The organism is Ligilactobacillus ruminis DSM 20403 = NBRC 102161 (assembly GCF_900113455.1).
Lineage (GTDB): Bacteria > Bacillota > Bacilli > Lactobacillales > Lactobacillaceae > Ligilactobacillus > Ligilactobacillus ruminis.
The window spans coordinates 1-16,356 of the sequence record NZ_FOPI01000040.1 but is presented as its reverse complement, the minus strand read 5'-3'; the positions used below and the strand labels follow the sequence as shown (position 1 = coordinate 16,356).

Annotated in this window: 15 protein-coding genes and 1 pseudogene; 12 read left to right on the top strand and 4 right to left on the bottom strand. The window is 45.4% G+C overall.

Annotated elements, in window-relative coordinates:
- The coding region (locus tag BMZ95_RS09605; protein ID WP_143455005.1) for a helix-turn-helix domain-containing protein at positions 1 to 288 on the bottom strand (288 nt) is incomplete at its 3' end.
- A gap of 156 nt (positions 289 to 444) precedes the next feature.
- Here BMZ95_RS09605 and BMZ95_RS09600 point away from each other — a divergent pair.
- From BMZ95_RS09600 to BMZ95_RS09575, 5 genes are all read left to right on the top strand, one after another.
- Positions 445 to 3,300 carry a peptidoglycan amidohydrolase family protein gene (locus tag BMZ95_RS09600; RefSeq protein ID WP_046922143.1) on the top strand — a complete coding sequence of 952 codons (2,856 nt, stop codon included), beginning with the start codon at positions 445 to 447 and terminating at the stop codon, positions 3,298 to 3,300.
- Positions 3,301 to 3,864: 564 nt separating this feature from the next.
- Positions 3,865 to 4,461, top strand: coding sequence for a hypothetical protein (locus tag BMZ95_RS09590; protein ID WP_046922141.1), 597 nt, complete (start codon positions 3,865 to 3,867; stop codon positions 4,459 to 4,461).
- Between the two features lie 4 nt (positions 4,462 to 4,465).
- Positions 4,466 to 5,248 (top strand): energy-coupling factor transporter transmembrane component T, encoded by a 783-nt coding sequence (locus tag BMZ95_RS09585; RefSeq protein ID WP_046922140.1) that lies wholly within the window; start codon positions 4,466 to 4,468, stop codon positions 5,246 to 5,248.
- Positions 5,227 to 6,063 carry an energy-coupling factor ABC transporter ATP-binding protein gene (locus BMZ95_RS09580; protein ID WP_046922139.1) on the top strand — a complete coding sequence of 279 codons (837 nt, stop codon included), beginning with the start codon at positions 5,227 to 5,229 and terminating at the stop codon, positions 6,061 to 6,063. Before BMZ95_RS09585 ends, BMZ95_RS09580 begins: the two co-directional genes overlap by 22 nt.
- Positions 6,050 to 6,814 (top strand): energy-coupling factor ABC transporter ATP-binding protein, encoded by a 765-nt coding sequence (locus BMZ95_RS09575; protein WP_046922138.1) that lies wholly within the window; start codon positions 6,050 to 6,052, stop codon positions 6,812 to 6,814. Before BMZ95_RS09580 ends, BMZ95_RS09575 begins: the two co-directional genes overlap by 14 nt.
- A 450-nt stretch (positions 6,815 to 7,264) precedes the next feature.
- Here the strand turns inward: BMZ95_RS09575 and BMZ95_RS09570 are convergent, their stop codons facing one another.
- The 3 genes from BMZ95_RS09570 to BMZ95_RS09555 all read right to left on the bottom strand — a co-directional run bounded on the left by BMZ95_RS09570 (position 7,265) and on the right by BMZ95_RS09555 (position 10,367).
- On the bottom strand, positions 7,265 to 8,236 hold the full coding sequence (locus tag BMZ95_RS09570; RefSeq protein WP_046922137.1) for an FAD:protein FMN transferase: 972 nt from the start codon (positions 8,234 to 8,236) through the stop codon (positions 7,265 to 7,267).
- Positions 8,233 to 9,090: an NADPH-dependent FMN reductase gene (locus tag BMZ95_RS09565; protein WP_046922136.1), complete on the bottom strand. Its 858-nt coding sequence runs from the start codon at positions 9,088 to 9,090 to the stop codon at positions 8,233 to 8,235. The genes BMZ95_RS09570 and BMZ95_RS09565 overlap by 4 nt, the downstream gene beginning before the upstream one ends.
- Before the next feature lie 605 nt (positions 9,091 to 9,695).
- Complete coding sequence (locus BMZ95_RS09555; RefSeq protein WP_046922135.1) at positions 9,696 to 10,367, bottom strand: histidine phosphatase family protein; 672 nt, start codon at positions 10,365 to 10,367, stop codon at positions 9,696 to 9,698.
- A 138-nt stretch (positions 10,368 to 10,505) separates the two neighbouring features.
- Between BMZ95_RS09555 and BMZ95_RS09550 the strand changes: the two genes are divergently transcribed.
- The 7 genes and pseudogenes from BMZ95_RS09550 to BMZ95_RS09520 form a co-directional block, all read left to right on the top strand.
- Complete coding sequence (locus tag BMZ95_RS09550) at positions 10,506 to 11,600, top strand: DHHA1 domain-containing protein (protein WP_014074317.1); 1,095 nt, start codon at positions 10,506 to 10,508, stop codon at positions 11,598 to 11,600.
- 32 nt (positions 11,601 to 11,632) lie between these two features.
- Positions 11,633 to 12,292 (top strand): ArsR/SmtB family transcription factor, encoded by a 660-nt coding sequence (locus tag BMZ95_RS09545; protein WP_046922134.1) that lies wholly within the window; start codon positions 11,633 to 11,635, stop codon positions 12,290 to 12,292.
- Positions 12,282 to 12,959 carry a type 1 glutamine amidotransferase gene (locus BMZ95_RS09540; protein WP_046922133.1) on the top strand — a complete coding sequence of 226 codons (678 nt, stop codon included), beginning with the start codon at positions 12,282 to 12,284 and terminating at the stop codon, positions 12,957 to 12,959. Before BMZ95_RS09545 ends, BMZ95_RS09540 begins: the two co-directional genes overlap by 11 nt.
- 68 nt (positions 12,960 to 13,027) lie before the next feature.
- Positions 13,028 to 13,348 (top strand): annotated as a pseudogene (locus BMZ95_RS09535) (thioredoxin family protein).
- A gap of 32 nt (positions 13,349 to 13,380) precedes the next feature.
- A complete protein-coding gene (gene trxB, locus BMZ95_RS09530) occupies positions 13,381 to 14,307 on the top strand; it encodes a thioredoxin-disulfide reductase (RefSeq protein ID WP_039121049.1) in 927 nt (308 codons plus the stop codon).
- A gap of 247 nt (positions 14,308 to 14,554) precedes the next feature.
- Positions 14,555 to 15,997: a 6-phospho-beta-glucosidase gene (locus BMZ95_RS09525; protein WP_014074312.1), complete on the top strand. Its 1,443-nt coding sequence runs from the start codon at positions 14,555 to 14,557 to the stop codon at positions 15,995 to 15,997.
- A gap of 117 nt (positions 15,998 to 16,114) precedes the next feature.
- The coding region (locus BMZ95_RS09520; RefSeq protein ID WP_191981831.1) for a transposase at positions 16,115 to 16,356 on the top strand (242 nt) is incomplete at its 3' end.

The window sequence follows — 16,356 nt, the reverse complement described above, 5'->3', positions numbered from 1 at the left end:
CCTCCAATGGGATACTTGACCTGGAAGCAGATCAAACCTGGCAGCAACTTCAGCTATGGTTACCTCATGTGTTTGATAATAGTCTATCACAGCCAGTTTAAAATCAGTGTCAAATATTCTCTTATTTCTACTATGACGAATTTTACCTTGAAGTCGATATGTTTGAATCCAGCTTCGAACAACCCTTGAATTGAGGTTGTATTCTCGAGCTAATTGGATACTCGTTGCCATTCCCTGATTATATTTACTAATAATTTCCGCTTTCAGTTCCGGACTGTACTTTGCCATAAAAAATACCCCACAATCATTAGACTACTTTGTCTAACAATTATAGGGCACTTCATTATTTTTGATATTTTTTAATTTTGACTTCATTCTTACGGGCAGGTTGCCGATTGACATTAATATGGGAGCATTTTTACATTAGTGAGAGAAGGTAATTTAATGGATGTAAAAAAACGTTTCAAATTGTACAAATCTGGCAAAAGATGGGTTGCTTTGGCCTTGCTGTTCGGAGGCACTGCATTTTTCATCGAAACGAATCAGACGGTGGCAAATGCCGATGAGTCCGTTGCCCAAACGAGCGTACAAAGCGAACCGGGTAATTCTTTGCAGGTTCAAACGGAAGACAAACAGGAATCTGCAGATCAAAAAGATTCGTCTGAAGCGAAACAGCCGGTCCAAAGCGATTATCAGCAGTCCACGGCAGCTGAGGAAACGCAGGAAAAAGCGGCAACGACTGAAGAAACTGAAAAGGCTGCTTCGCAATCGACGCCCAAAGCAGCTTCGCAATCGACCGTCTCCACGCCGACGGAGCAAACGCTATCTCAAAAAAACAATCCTGCGGTGACGACTCAGCCTAAAAAAACCGGTTTCCAAAAGAGTCAGGATGAAAAAAAGACATATTATTACGATGGCAGCGGCAACATGGTGCACGGTCAGCAAAACATCAATGGCAAGTGGTACCTGTTTGATGAACAAACAGGCGAAATGAAGACGGGATTTCAATATATCTCATCCCAAAAGAAGAAAGTCTACTACTCAAATGCCGGTCAGATGCAGTACGGTCAGCAGCATATCGACAGGTACTGGTATTTGTTCGACAACTTTACCGGGGCGATGCAGACCGGATTCCAATACATAGCAAATCAGCGCAAAGTCGTCTATTACAACAATGCTGGCCAAATGCAGTATGGTCGCCAAAAGATCAGCGGCAGAACATATGACATGAATCGCATGACAGGTGCCGTTTCTCATGGCAGCGGTCAGCAAAACATCGGCGGCAAGTGGTATCTGTTCAACAAAAACGGAACTGCCAGAACCGGATTTCAATGGATCGCAAATCAGAAGAAAACCGTTTATTATAACAACAAAGGCGAGATGCAGTACGGCCAGCAGCGCATCGGCAATGGATGGTACCTGTTTTCTTGGGGAACGGGCGCAATGCAGACAGGCTTTCAGAATCTGAAAAATTACGGAGAAAACAAGACCGTCTATTACGAAAGAAACGGCAGGATGCAGTATGGTCAAAGAAACATCAGGGGATACTGGTATTTGTTCCAAAACGGAACGGGCAAAATGGCAACCGGTTTTCAGAATTTAAAGAGCTACGGCCAGGACAAAATCGTTTACTATGCAGGCAACGGCCAGATGCAATACGGTCAGCAGTACCTGTTTGGACACTGGTATTTGTTCGATAAAAATACCGGTGCAATGGCAAAGGGACTCAAGTGGATCGGTGACCAGAAAAAGATCGTCTATTACGACGGCAACGGTCAGATGCAGTACGGATTCAAAGACATCAGCGGTCACAGATACTATTTCGATACGTTGACCGGCAAAATGACGATCGGCGAAAGAAAGATCGGCAACGATTGGTACCTGTTCGATCAAAACGGTTTTATGAAAACCGGTTTTCAGTGGAGTTCAAGTCAAAAGAAGACGGCTTATTATGACAAACAGACCGGTCATCGGTTGAAAGGCATGCAAAAAATTGAAGGAAATCTGTATCATTTTGACGAAAATACGGGTGCAATGACGACCTCCCAGATTGCATACGACAAAGGAACGAAGAGACTTTATCTGTTCGACAATCATGGTCACGTCGAATATGCGGCCCACGGATACAGCATTGACAAAACGACCGGCGCGCTCGCCTACAAGGGCGTAGTCGAGCTCAACGGCAACCACTATTATTTCGATAACAATGGCCAGATTCATGTCGGATTCCTCAAAGTCGGTCGAAATACACAATACTTTGACCAGACGACTGCCAAACGAGCTACGGGTCAAAAGAACGTTAACGGCAGCTGGTATCTGTTTGACGGAAACGGCAACATGAAATACGGTTTTCAGTGGATTTCCAATCAAAAGAAAACGGTCTATTATGATTTGAACGGTCAAATGCAGTATGGACAGCAGCACTTGAGCGGATACTGGTACCTGTTCCACATGAATACCGGCGCAATGCTGACCGGCATTCAGGATCTGACTCCTTATGGTCAAAAGAAGAAGTGCTTGTATGCCGGCAACGGTCGCATGCAGTACGGTCAGCAAAACTATCGCGGACACTGGTATCTTTTTGACAGGTGCACCGGCGCAATGCAGACGGGCTTCAAAGATTTGAAGTCATATGGTCAAAACAAGGTCGTCTATTATGCTGACAACGGTCAAATGCAGTATCGCTGGCAGGTGATCGGACATGACCAATATTACTTCGATGCCTCAAGCGGTGCGCGCTATGCCGGAAGACGCAAAATCGGCAATCGCTGGTACAGTTTTAACGGCAACGGCACGCTCAATTGTTTTACCGCGCGCGTTTTGAACTGGTTCTTCAACCGCAGAGGCAAGCTGACTTATTCGATGTACGGTTCAAGAACAGGGGCTGACGGGACTGCGGACTGCTCCGGATCGATGGTTGCGGCCTTAAGAGGTGCCGGAGCTTCCAGACCTGCCTACATCTACAATACCGAGTCGATTCATCCGTATCTCAGGTCAAACGGATACTATCTCGCAAGAGAAGGCAGGGACGTCAATTATGTTCCGCAATACGGCGACATCGTCATTTGGGGAAAGAAGGGCTATAGCGGCGGCAGCGGCGGACATATCATGATCATGTCTTCTGCCGGATCCGATGCAAAATGCATCTCGACTTGCGGTTATTACTGGGACAAAAATCCGAATTCGATTTATGGCGCCAGAGGCCAGGCCGTTCAGGAATTCAAGTACAAGTGGTATCACGGCACGCACAACTATAGGTACTACTATGTCTACAGACCTTATGACTTGAGAAGAAGCTAAAAATTTCGCACCGCGTTTGAAAGAGGTCGGAAAAAATCAGTTCTCAAATTGAAAAACCGGATGATTTGCAATCAATTGCAAATCATCCGGTTTTTTTGCGTATGCGCGACAATTGAACGCAAGGATGGAAGCAAGAAAAAAGAGGCTGTTTTCATTTTCGTGTATCAAAACGTCCAAAAGGAGGACAAGGGCAGAAGTCTGCTTTTTGTCTACCTGACCCTCCGAAACCGAGGCGCGCGACACTGAAGGTAGACAAAATCACCCAAAATTGAAAAAATATTCTACTCGTTTACCTTCGCCAAAGCAGTGTGGTCGCAGATTACGGGCAAATCTTAGAAATCGCTGTTTTGCCCGTAAGCAAGTCTTGGCGTGCCGATTGAGCAGGCAATGTCAAGCTCTGCATTTTCCGGGCTTTTCAGCAGTTGTTCAAGTAATTTTTACCCAAAAAGCTTGACAATTATTTTTTTGATGGTAAGATAAAGGCAACTATAAATTAAAAGTTTTTTTTACTTTTTTAGCTTTATAAAGGTTGATTTTACTTTTAATGCATAAGGGAGAATTTTTATGGATAAGAAAACATCGTCAGCACCAAGTATTTGGAGAGTCAATCTTACGCCAGCGGTAATCGGGCTGATTCCTGCCGCAGTCGGCATCAACTACGTAGCCAAGGCTTTTGCGGAAGGTCTCAAGCTTCCGGTCTGGCTCGGTTCATTGGGAACATTCCTTGCAAGCATGCTTGCCGGTCCGATTCCTGGCGCTATCAGCGGTTTCATCAACAACGTGATCTATGGTCTGACCTTGTCGCCTGTTTCGACCGTTTATGCTTTGACGAGCATCGGCATCGGGATTGCCGTCGGCGTGTTGCATGCTAAGGGCGGCTTTTCGTCAGCCAGGAAAATTTTCGTGTCCGCATTGATCATTGCGCTTGTTTCTTCAGTGATTTCAACGCCGCTCAACGTTATTTTCTGGGGCGGACAAACCGGGATTGCTTGGGGAGATTCGTTGTTTGCCGTTTTGGTCGCAAATCACGTTCCGGTGTTTATTGCTTCTTTTGTTGACGAATTTGTTTTGGATATCTTGGACAAGGTTGTCGTAGCTTACGTTGCCTGCCTCATCTACAAGCAGATTCCAAAGAAAATGATTAGTTATTTTAAGGACTGATAAGATGGAAAAACCAGAAATGATGCAGGAAAACCTGACAAGACCGTGGCACGAACGCATTGATCCCGTCACGAAACTGTTGCTGATTGCCGTTTTGACATTGCTGAGCTTTGTTTTGACAAATATCTTTGCCGAAGCAGCGCTCATCTTGGCAACGATTTTTCTGTTGTTGTTTTCGGGGAAATTAGGCAGCAGCATGAAGGCGCTTGGCTTTTGCGCATTCATGATTTTGACGATGCTGCTGATACAGGGGTTGTTTTACCCTCACAACGAGACGCTTGCTTTTTCTTTAGGCGCAATTGCGTTTTACCAGGAAGGTTTGACGTATGCCGCTTTGCTTGGTTGTCGAATCATCGTGATTGTTCTTGCAACGAATTTTTTCATGCGGACGACGACGATTTCTGAGAATGCCAAGTATTTGGAAAATGCAGGGATGAAATACAAAACCGTGTATTTATTGATGTCCGTTTGCTATATTTTGCCGCAAATGATGCAAAATCTTAAGAAGATTCAGCTTGCGCAAAGAGCTCGCGGAATCGGTGAACAAAAGTCGCTGATTCAAAAATTTAAGACGATTCTGCCGATTTTGATCCCGTTGGTGATCAAGACGCTCGATCAGTCGATGTCGCGTTCGATTTCGCTTCAATTGCGAAATTTTGAAAGCAAGAAGCGCACGGTCCGAGCATTAAGGAGAACGTATCTGATGGACAAGATGTTTCATCGAGCACTTGGTTTGACAAGCATAATTTTGATAGGATGTAAAGTATGGATGCTAATCAACAAATAGTTTTGGACAACTTGAGCGTAAGATATCGCGGAGAAGACGAAGAGGCGTTAAAGGGAATCTCTTTGACTGCAAAAACGGGTCAGATAATCGGAATCATCGGCAACAGTCGTTCCGGAAAAACTACTCTTTGCGACGTTCTTTCGGGAATCATTCCAAATATTGTTTCAAGTCACGTTTCCGGTACTGTCAGATTAGGCGAGTTTTCACCGTTTGAGGCGTTTGACGAATATAATTTTCATACGGGAGTCGTTTTGCAAAATACAGCGGGGCAGCTCAGCGGTCTGTCAGATACTGTTTTCGATGAAATCGCATTTGGACTGATCAATCAAGGGATGAGTGAAGAAGAGGCATCAAAATCAGTTGTCCGAGCAGCTTGTCAGATGGGTCTTGAAGATCTTTTGGAGCAAGCGCCAGACACGCTTTCCGGTGGTCAGACGCAGCGCTTGGCGATTGCTTCCGAAATCGCATTTGACCCTGAATTTTTAATCATGGACGATCCAACGAGTCAAATGGATCCTGTTGGCCGAAAAGAATTTTTCGAATGGCTTGCGGGCTGCTCCGAAAAAACGATTTTTATCGTTTCGAACGAAGTCGATGATTTGTGCGAGATTGCAGATCAATTGTGGGTTTTGGAAAAGGGTGAGCTGATTGCTTCAGGAAAACCGCTTGACGTGATCAATCAGGTCGCAGAAGGCCATGACTTGTATCTGCCGGTGGTTTATCGAATGGCAAAAGAGCTTGGAAAAAAGCTTCCGAGCGGACTTTTTCCCGTAAAACTTTCCGAGCTTAAGGGGTGCTTTGATGACCAAAATTGAAATTAACGATTTAAAATTCACGTATCCGGGCGACAATTTCGGACTTAAAATCAAACATCTGACCTTTAGCGAGGGGATGATTGCGATTATCGGTCAAAACGGTGCCGGTAAATCTACTTTGCTCAGGCTTTTGAGCGGCCTTAATCAGCCTGATTCCGGTGAAATCACCGTTGAAGGCCAGAATTTGAATGATTATATCGGTGACAAGCGCCTTGAGCGAATCGGTTTGACTTTTCAGGATCCAAACGATCAGATTTTCAATGCAACCGTTAAAAAAGAAGTCGAGTGGGGCCTCCGTCAGATGGACAAGTCGGAAACTGAGGTTGAGCGCATCACAGAAGAAGTTCTTCAAGAAGTCGGTTTGGCCGATAAAATGGACGAAAATCCCTATGATTTATCTCTTTCCGAACGCAAGTTGCTGAGCATTGCGACGGTAGTGGCGGTTCGACCGAAGATTTTGCTGTTCGATGAACCGATGATGTCGCTTGATTGGCCAAGCAGGAAGAAAATTACCGCAATTTTTCGCTATCTTGCCGACCGAGGACATGTCGTCATTACGATTACGCATGACATGGACTGGGTTTTGGAAGAATATGAAGACGTTTATGCAATGGCTCACGGCGAATTGGTTTATTCAGGCAAGACGTCAGAATTTTTCGAATCGCCGAGTCTGGTTGAAGAAGTCGGCGTCCTGCTGCCGAAAGCAACCGAGGTCAAGCGCGAATTAGACAGATATCTGAAAGAAAAATGATAATAAAGAAGAGGCCGGGAAAAAACATGCCTCAAACCAAAAAGCCCGGATGAGATCTCATCCGGGCTTTTGTGTATGCAGTGATCAAATTGCTGTAAAATATCCAAAAAGAGTCTGACGATAAATTTGACTGGGAGTTTGGCGCGCTGATTTATCAGTCGCTGCATTTGGCAAAAGCTCTGCCGTTTACGGAAACATCGATGAAAATTGACGCTTTGTCCGTAAACGACCTGCTCGAAAAATGGCGATTACGGACAAAATGGGCAAAAACAGCCGTTTGTCCGTAAAATGCGTTTTGCTTACGGACAAATCAGCAAAAAATGGCACTTTGTCCGTAAATTTGAGTGAGATCCTGGCTGGATTGGTTGAGCAGTACTACTGCTTGAAAAAGTAGTTTTTATTCATTTAATTCAAGAGTAAAACGGGATTTTTTCCAGTCGCATCTTTGGTTCAACATATGATTTGATAGTGACTGTCAAGCAGTCGAATTTGTCCGGGAGCAATACCCGAAAGTTTGATTTGAAAATCTTTCGTAATGAATGCTGCTCCAAAAACATCTTGTTCAAACGGATATTCCGGCAAAGGTTCGCCCGCAAAAAAGAGACGCGTCGTTTCGATTTCTGCAGTGACGGATTTTTTGGAGAAGACAGTGACGCTGTTCAGATTATTCTCCCTGGGATATCCTGTATTTGAATCAAGGATATGATGATAGCTCTTTTGACCTGAAGTCAGTCTTCGTTCGTAGATACCGCTTGTGACAGCCGAGCATGGCGGCATCGTGACGACTGCAATCGGTTCATCGTTGTCTGAAAAAGGACTTCTGAGACCGATGCGCCACAATCCATCGCAATGGTGCGGAGGTTTTCCGACCATTAACAGGTTGCCGCCGAGATTGATGATGCCGCACGCGATTCCGTATGCATGCCATAAATCTTGGATGCGGTCAGCAATATAGCCTTTGGCAATAGCCCCGAGGTCGATTTCCATGCCGGCTTTTTTTAAGAAAATCGACTGATTGGCATCGTTTAATTCAATCTGCCAAGGATCGATCAAAGAAAGACGCTCTGAAATCTGTTGTTCAGAAGGGACTTTCGCATCAGAAAATCCGATGTGCCACAGTTTGACGAGCGGACCGATTGCAGCATTAAAACCAAAGCTTGCACGACTTTTTTCGACCGCAAGCTTTGTCAGTTGGTAGACCGAAGCCTCAACTTGAACCGGAAACTTTCCGGCAGCCTGATTGACGCTCATGAGCTGGGAATGATCTCTGTTGACGGTCAAAACATCTTCGTAATGATTGACAAGGTCTGCGCTTTTTTCAAGCACGGTCTGGTCAAGCGTTCCGAAGACGGTCAATGAAATGCTGGTGCCCAATGCTCGGAAATGCTTTGTCAGCGCGGTCTGTTGGATATTTTCTTTCACGCTTGCGATGCCCCTGTAACCGAATCGGCTTTAACCGCCATCTCCGGCTGTCTGAGATTGACGATCACTGGCCGCTCGGATGTTTCCTGCTCTGCATTTGACAAAGATGCACCGGTCGTTTCGTCAACGGAAGATTTTACCAGGCCAAAAGTTTTCTCATCAATTCCATAGTCATTGGTCTTGTCAGTTTTTGAAGCGGACGTTGAAGCATCGACGGTTGATTCGTTTATTCTCAAATCGACGATGACCGGCGTTTCTCTTGGTTTGGAAGATGCACCGGTCGTAGCATCAGCTTGGTTGTTTCGACCTGCCATGGAGTTGATCGAGACCGCATATTTGATAAAACCGTCAAAGCACGTGTCGAGCCATGAAATCGTGCGATCGTCGTTTAAGTTGTCATTCTTGTCAAATGCAGAGGGTGCATGTCCAAGCAAAAACTGATGACCAGGGAGCACGTATGGTCCGAGTCCCGGTGAATCAAGGATTCTGCGCAAGTCGTCTTGGGCATAGACCGTGCCGAGATTTCCAAGCGAGGCGCCGACAATCATGACCGGACGGTTCGTTAGCGGGTGAACGTCATAGGAAAGCCATTCAATGACGGATTTGAGCGCTGCCGGAATCCCATGATCGTATTCCGGCGTAGCAAAAATGACGCCGTCAGAATGATCGATTTCGGTTGCTAATTCCATGATTGAATGCGGCGTTTCATCAAAGTCCTCGCAAAAAAGAGGATATTCTTTGATTTCTTTAATGACGATTTCAGCTTTGGCTGCGAAATGTTTCTTCATAAAATGAATCAGTCTGCGATTGTACGATTTGCTGGCATTTGTGCCGACAATGGCGATGAATTTCATGGCTTGGCCCTCCGATTTTTGTTCTGTTTAAATTATAGTTAAAAAATGATGCAAATGTCAACGCTGTAAGGGGTGTTTCACGTGAAACACCCCTTGCTTAAGATGATGAAATGCTTATATAAAAGCGGAAATACGCACAAATGATTGGTATATGCTGAAAAAAACGCAAAATAAAAGGTCCGAACAAGCAGCTCCGACCTCTAATACTTGAGATATAGATAAAATTTATTAGTACTCTCGAGCGGAGAACCCGAGGTAAAGAAACTTGCGGTTGCAGCTGGTCTAGTTGCAACTCGAGCACATAAACTTAGTTTAAATCAGTTTATGCGAAAAAACAAGCAAAAAAATCACTTATTCTAAGGATAACGAATATAATCACATGCATATTTTGTGAAATGCAGTGCCGACCTAATTACGGATGATTCGTCAAATAAGCATCGTGAACTGGATTTGGCAGTTTTTTCCGAGAAACATGAGTCATTGAGGTGCTTAGTTACGGGAAAAAGCGAAAGAACGCGATTGTCCGTGATCGAGTATTTATAATAGGAAGAAAAAAGACCAGAGACTGCAAAAGCAAAATATGTCAAGAATCATGCCTGATTCGATCAGTATGTTTCGTTATCCAAATGATGATTGTAGTATTCGACTTTAACATCGTCATCCGAAACGGAAAGTTTTGTGATGGAACCATTTCTTGGACCGTTTTTGGCCGACCTGAGCTCGGGGGCATAACGATCAACGATTGAGCGAATCGTGATGCTGTGGCTGACAAGCAAAATGTTTTCACCGTCGTGATGATGCTTGCGCAGCCAGTCGAAACCCTCATCGATTCGTGCCCAGTAGTCTTCATCTCTTTCAGCATCTTTGAAAGGATCGACCTCATGCAAAAGGTCTCTGGTTGCAGCAAGAGAATACTTGTCCAAAAGGTCATTGTAGGTGCGGCATCCGTGAACGGCCCCGACCATGAGCCATGTCTGGGTCGCATCGTTTCCCTCGAAGTAGCCAAAGCTTTGTTCGCGGAAATACGTTAAAGTCTTGCGTTTTGGCGTTTTTGGATACTCTTTGTTTTCAAACAGAATACAGCGACACGTTTTCATGGCACGCGTCGTGTCGGAACTGTAAGCAGCATCAAAATGGATGTTTTTGAGATGTTTGCCGGCACTGTGGGCATCATTTGTGCCTTTTTCGGTTAACGGGGAGTCACACCAACCCTGGAGGCGATTATAGCTGTTGAGAATCGTTTGTCCGTGACGGACCATGTAAAGCGTGAATGTCATTTGTTTTCTCCAATGTTTGTTTTATTATCAACAATCATAATAACACATTCCGACAATTTTTCGTATGAATGTATGGAACTTTTGGCAGGCAGACAGGTATAATTAGAATTAGCAAAACCATGTAAAGGGGATTTTGACTTGAGAAAGACTCAGCATATCAAACTATTTTCGCATAACGACTTGGACGGATTCGGTGCCCCTTGTCTTTTTTACGCATTGGCTCCTTATATGTTCAGGGGCGTTGAATTCGATTTGACGACCTGTTCAGCCGGCAACCTTGACCGCGAGCTTGAGCATTGGTTCAAGGAACCGGATATTTTGCGCTATACCGATGTCTACATTATGGACATGACTCCTGACAGTGATTATTCCTTCAAGCTGTTGGAGCAAAAATTCGCCAATCACTGGCTTATTTTCGATCATCATGAAAGCGAAGCAGAATTGCGCTCCGGATACTCGAAGAACTGCATTTTGCCGTTGGATGAAAACGTCACGCCGAGCGCGGTCAGTCTGGTTTGGGATTTCATGACTCGCCAGCCGAATTTTGCGCTTGTTCCAAAGCAAAAGCAAAAAGAACTGGCAGAGCTGGTTGAGATGATTCGGGCATACGATACGTGGGATTTTCAAAATGACAAGAACATGTCTTATGAAGAGCGCAAAGCAGCCGACGAATTGAATCAGCTGTTTTGGTTCTTCCCTTTGAGCAAGTCAAAATCTTTTGTCGATTCTGTTTTTGCTTCCGGTTGGGAAAAATACAGAATTGAACATGAGCTTTTGATTTCAACTTTGGAAGGGCGACGACAGCGGTATCTTGACAAGCACCTCAAAAATGTCGAAACGTTTGAAATCGAGGGACACGGCTTTGGCGTGGTCTATGCCAGCGATTATAAATCGGAAATTGCTCATGAGCTGCTTAAAAAATACGATGTTGACGCAGCCCTCGTAATTGACAGCCACAGCGTGTCGTTGCGCTCAAACGGCAGACTTGACGTGGCAAAATTTGCTGAAGACTACTTCAGAGGCGGCGGACATGCTGATTCTGCCGGCGGACGGCTTGAAGTCGAACCAATCAAGGCAGCCGAACAGGCCGTCATCGAATCGGTCAAGCAGCGCGCCAAATTAAATGAAGAAGTTGCATCGCAAAACGAAGATGAGACTTCAAGCCTGGGCGATTCGCTTGATCCCGAGATGGCTGCCAAGCTGGCATCTTTGTTTGGAAACGACGGTAAGTAAGAACTCTGCATTTGACAAGAGGGGTGAGAATATTGACTTATCAAAACGATCTGTACGTTGAACTGGCAAAAATCGGCAAAAGCCTTTCGAGCGAACGACGCTTGGAAATCATGGATCTGCTGGTTCAAGGACCAAAAACGGTTGAAAAGATTGCCGAACTCACCAAGATGAGCGTTGCAAACACGTCGCGACATCTGCAGGTTTTGCGCAGCGGAAACCTTGTCGAACGCAAGCGTGACGGAAATCACATCTATTACGGGCTGGCTTCTTCAAGGGTCGTTGATTTATTCTATCTGTTGCGCGACGTTGGGGAAGATCAGCTTGAAAGAATCAGTCAGATCAAAGAGGACTTTGAAAAAAACGACGTTTATGCGATGTCGCTTGATGCGGCTTATAACAAGGCCAAAAGCGGCGAAATCGAACTGATTGACGTGCGTCCGGCTGACGAATACGCGACTGCTCACATTGCGGAGGCCAAAAACATCCCTCTGCCTGATCTCAAAGAAAAGCTTGATACGCTTCCGGCTGATAAAGACCTCGTGGTTTACTGTCGCGGCAATCTGTGTACGTATGCAACTCGAGCTGCCAGAATTTTGAGCGAATCAGGCTATAACGCTCACAGCCTGAATGAGAGTACCTATGATTGGAACAGATACATTGAAAAAGAAGGTGCAGGAAAAAATGAGAATTAACGTGTTGCAGCATACCCCAAACGAAGGTCCGGGCGCCATTCGGTCATGGGCAGAAGAAAACGGACATGAGCTTTACGTGTATCACCCTTATCGATATGGAATCCTTCCTGATGTCGAAGAAACGGACATGCTGGTCATTTTGGGCGGCCCGATGAGTCCTAACGATGATTTTGAATGGCTGAAAAAAGAACGCGACCTGATCAGATCCGCAATTAAACAAGATTTGCCGATTTTTGGAGCATGCCTTGGCGCGCAGCAGATTTCAAAGGCACTTGGCGGAGTCGTCAAAAACAGCGGTGTCAAGGAAGTCGGCTTTGCACCGGTTTTTTTGAAGTCGCATGCGATCAAAGGTCTTCCGGAAGAGGTTAGCGTGCTCCATTGGCATCAGGATTGTTTTGAAATTCCAAAAGGTGCGGAGCTTCTTTTTTCAAGCAGACTGCTTAAAAATCAAGGATTTGTCATGAATCACCGCATTGTCGGACTGCAGTTTCACTTTGAGCCGCTTCCGAACGATTTGCGCGAAATCGTCGTCAATGACGGTTCTTATACTGAGGGGAGCGACCTTGGACAAACGCCTGAAGAAATTCTTTTGCACGGAATTCCTGAAGAAAACAAGCAGATCATGTACAAAATTTTGGACTACATCAGCGATGGGCATAAAGATTGACGAATAAGATGGCAGGTGGTATATTCTAACCATTCAAGTGATTAATTGAATAGGTGTTTCGGAGGTGGATGCAAATGGTAAAAAAATTGACTGATGACAATTTCAAGAAAGAAACGAGCAACGGATTTTCCTTGGTAGCCTTTATCGCCTCGTGGTGCCCTCCATGCAACCGTCAAGCGCCCGTCATCGACGAGCTTGATTCGGAAGTAGGCAAATTAATTACGGTAGGCAGGCTTGATACCGATTAAAATCCTGAACCTTCTAAAGAATTTTCAATCATGTCGATTCCGACCCTGATGCTTTTGAAGGACGGCAAAAAGGTCAAACAGCTTACCGGTTTTCATAACAAGGAAGAGTTGATCGGCATGGTGGGAAAATATATTGACTAGTGAAAAGCACCTGTTCAGAAAGGAATTTTCAAATGACTGAAAAATATGATGTGATCGTGATTGGCGCAGGTCCTGGCGGGATGACTGCTGCATTGTACGCGTCTCGTGCCAATCTCAAGGTAGCAATGCTTGATCGCGGCATTTACGGCGGTCAGATGAACAATACCGCCGAAGTCGAAAACTACCCTGGATTTAAATCAATCATGGGACCGGAACTTGCCAAGAAAATGTATGAAAGCTCGACGCAGTTTGGCGCGAAGCTTTTGTATGGCAGCGTGACCGGCATCACGGTTGACGAAAACGGGACGAAGCACGTCAAAACGGACAGCGATGAATATGAAGCAGAAGCCGTTATTATCGCAACCGGATCGGAGAGCAGAAAGCTTGGCGTTCCAGGTGAAGAAAAATACAGCGGCCGCGGCGTTTCATACTGTGCCGTTTGCGACGGGGCATTTTACCGCAATAAGCGCGTCGTTGTCGTTGGCGGCGGCGATTCTGCAATCGAAGAAGGCTTGTATCTTGCCAATTTGTGCGAAAACGTCAACGTTATTCATCGTCGCGATGAGCTTCGCGCGCAAAAGATCTTGCAGGATCGCGCTTTCGCAAATGAAAAGATGTCGTTTACGTGGGACAGCGTCGTAACCGAAATCATCGGAGACGACATGAAGGTTTCAGGCGTAAAAGTTCACAATAAAAAAACCGGAGAAGACAGTATTCTTGAAGCAAACGGCGTCTTCATCTACGTCGGGACGACACCGATGACCGAGCCGTTCAAAGATCTCGGCATTACTGATGAAAACGGCTGGATCGTTACTGACGAGCATATGGAAACAAAAATTGCCGGTATCTATGCCGTTGGAGACGTTCGTCAGAAGTTTCTGCGACAGATTACGACGGCTGTCGGCGATGCCGGGATTGCGGGACAGGAAGTCTTCAACTATCTTCAAATGAAAAAATAAGGCAATGAGATAAGATTTGACGTTGATTGAATGATCAGCGTCTTTTTTTATGCAAAGCTTTTGATTTAACTGACGGATAATGTCATATTGTCCAAATCCAGGGTGCAGGGATAGGCTGTATGATTAATGGATGTCAGCTTCTTCAAAAAAATAATAAGGTGGCAATTGACAAATTTGTACCAACGAATTATACTAAGAGAGTAGATAAAAAGAAAACGCTTAATCAAAATAATCGGAGGAATGAGACATGACAAAAAATGAATTCCCTAAAGGTTTTCTGTGGGGCGGCGCCGTTGCTGCTCACCAGTTAGAAGGCGGTTGGAACAAGGGCGGCAAGGGCGTTTCCGTTGCTGACGTCATGACTGCTGGCGCAAACGGGGTTCCGCGCGAAATTACAAAGGGAGTTATTCCTGGCAAGAACTATCCTAACCATGAAGCCATCGATTTCTATGACCACTATAAAGAAGATATTGCCTTGTTTGCCGAAATGGGCTTCAAGTGTTTCAGAACTTCAATTGCATGGACGCGCATTTTCCCAAACGGCGATGATGCAGAACCAAACGAAGAAGGGTTGAAGTTTTACGATGACTTGTTCGACGAATGCCACAAGTACGGAATTGAACCAGTCATTACGCTGTCTCACTTTGAAATGCCGTATCATCTCGTCGAAGAATACGGCGGCTTTGAAAATCGCAAAGTGATCGACTTCTTCGTTAAATTTGCAGTCACATGCTTCAAGCGTTACAAGAACAAGGTCAAGTATTGGATGACGTTTAACGAAATCGACAACCAGTCGGCCTTCAATAATGACTTCCTGATGTGCACCAACTCCGGTCTGCTGCTTGGCAAAGACTCAAAGGACAACGAAGCGCGCATGTATCAGGCTGCTCATTACGAAGTTGTTGCCAGCGCCCTTGCAGTCAAAGAAGGACACAAGATCAACCCAGACTTCAAGATCGGGACGATGATAAATTATACGCCTGTTTATCCGGCAACTCCTGCTCCGGAAGACGTCTTACTTGCACAACGAGTTGACCAGCGTCGCAACTGGTTCTCAGACGTTCAAGTCTGGGGCGAATATCCTAAGAACGTTGAGGCCTACATTGAACGTGAAGGATTCCGGCCCGATATTACCGAAGAAGATCGCATCGTGCTTAAAGAAGGCACCGTTGACTATGTCGGCTTCAGCTACTATCAATCAATGGCCGTTTCGGCAAAGAACGTTGCTCCGGACGACTTGGACGATGTTTTCAAGGCCCTAACGGACAATCCTTTCTTGAAGAAGAGCGACTGGGATTGGCCAATCGATCCCGTTGGCTTGCGCTACTCGCTCAACCTGTTGACGGATCGCTATCACGTGCCGTTGTTTATCGTTGAAAACGGCTTGGGTGCCGTTGACAAGGTTGAAAAAGACGGCAGCATTCATGATCCGTACCGCATCGACTATCTTCGTTCGCACCTTGAAGAAGTCAGGAAGGCAGTCGTGCTTGATGGCGTTGATCTGATGGGTTATACGCCATGGGGATGCATTGACCTCGTTTCAGCCGGAACGGGTCAAATGTCCAAGCGTTACGGTTTCATCTATGTTGACAAGGATGACGAAGGCAAAGGGACGATGGAACGTTCCCGCAAGGATTCATTCTACTGGTATCAAAAAGTTATCAAGACGAACGGTTCAGACCTTGATTAAGGTGATTGTTTGGTTATGCCCGTATAATGGTGTAAATTGATAAAAAAAGAGAGCCAAGTGCTCGTCTCCCAGGTATAATTAAATCACCTAACAAAATAATACTAGGAGGACAAACAAATGGCTCAATTAAATATTACCTTAAATCAAGAGGAAATTCTACAACTTCTTTCAAAGGATCACGATCAGGCATTTCGCGAACTGCTGCGTAAAAGTCTCAATAGTATTCTGATGGCGGAATCCACTGCTCAACTCAAGGCTGAGCCTTACGAACGGTCAGAAGAACGCACGGACAGCCGCAACGGCACTCGAGAACGCGAGCTCAAGACACGGATAGGCAAAATCACCTTAACCGTGCCGAG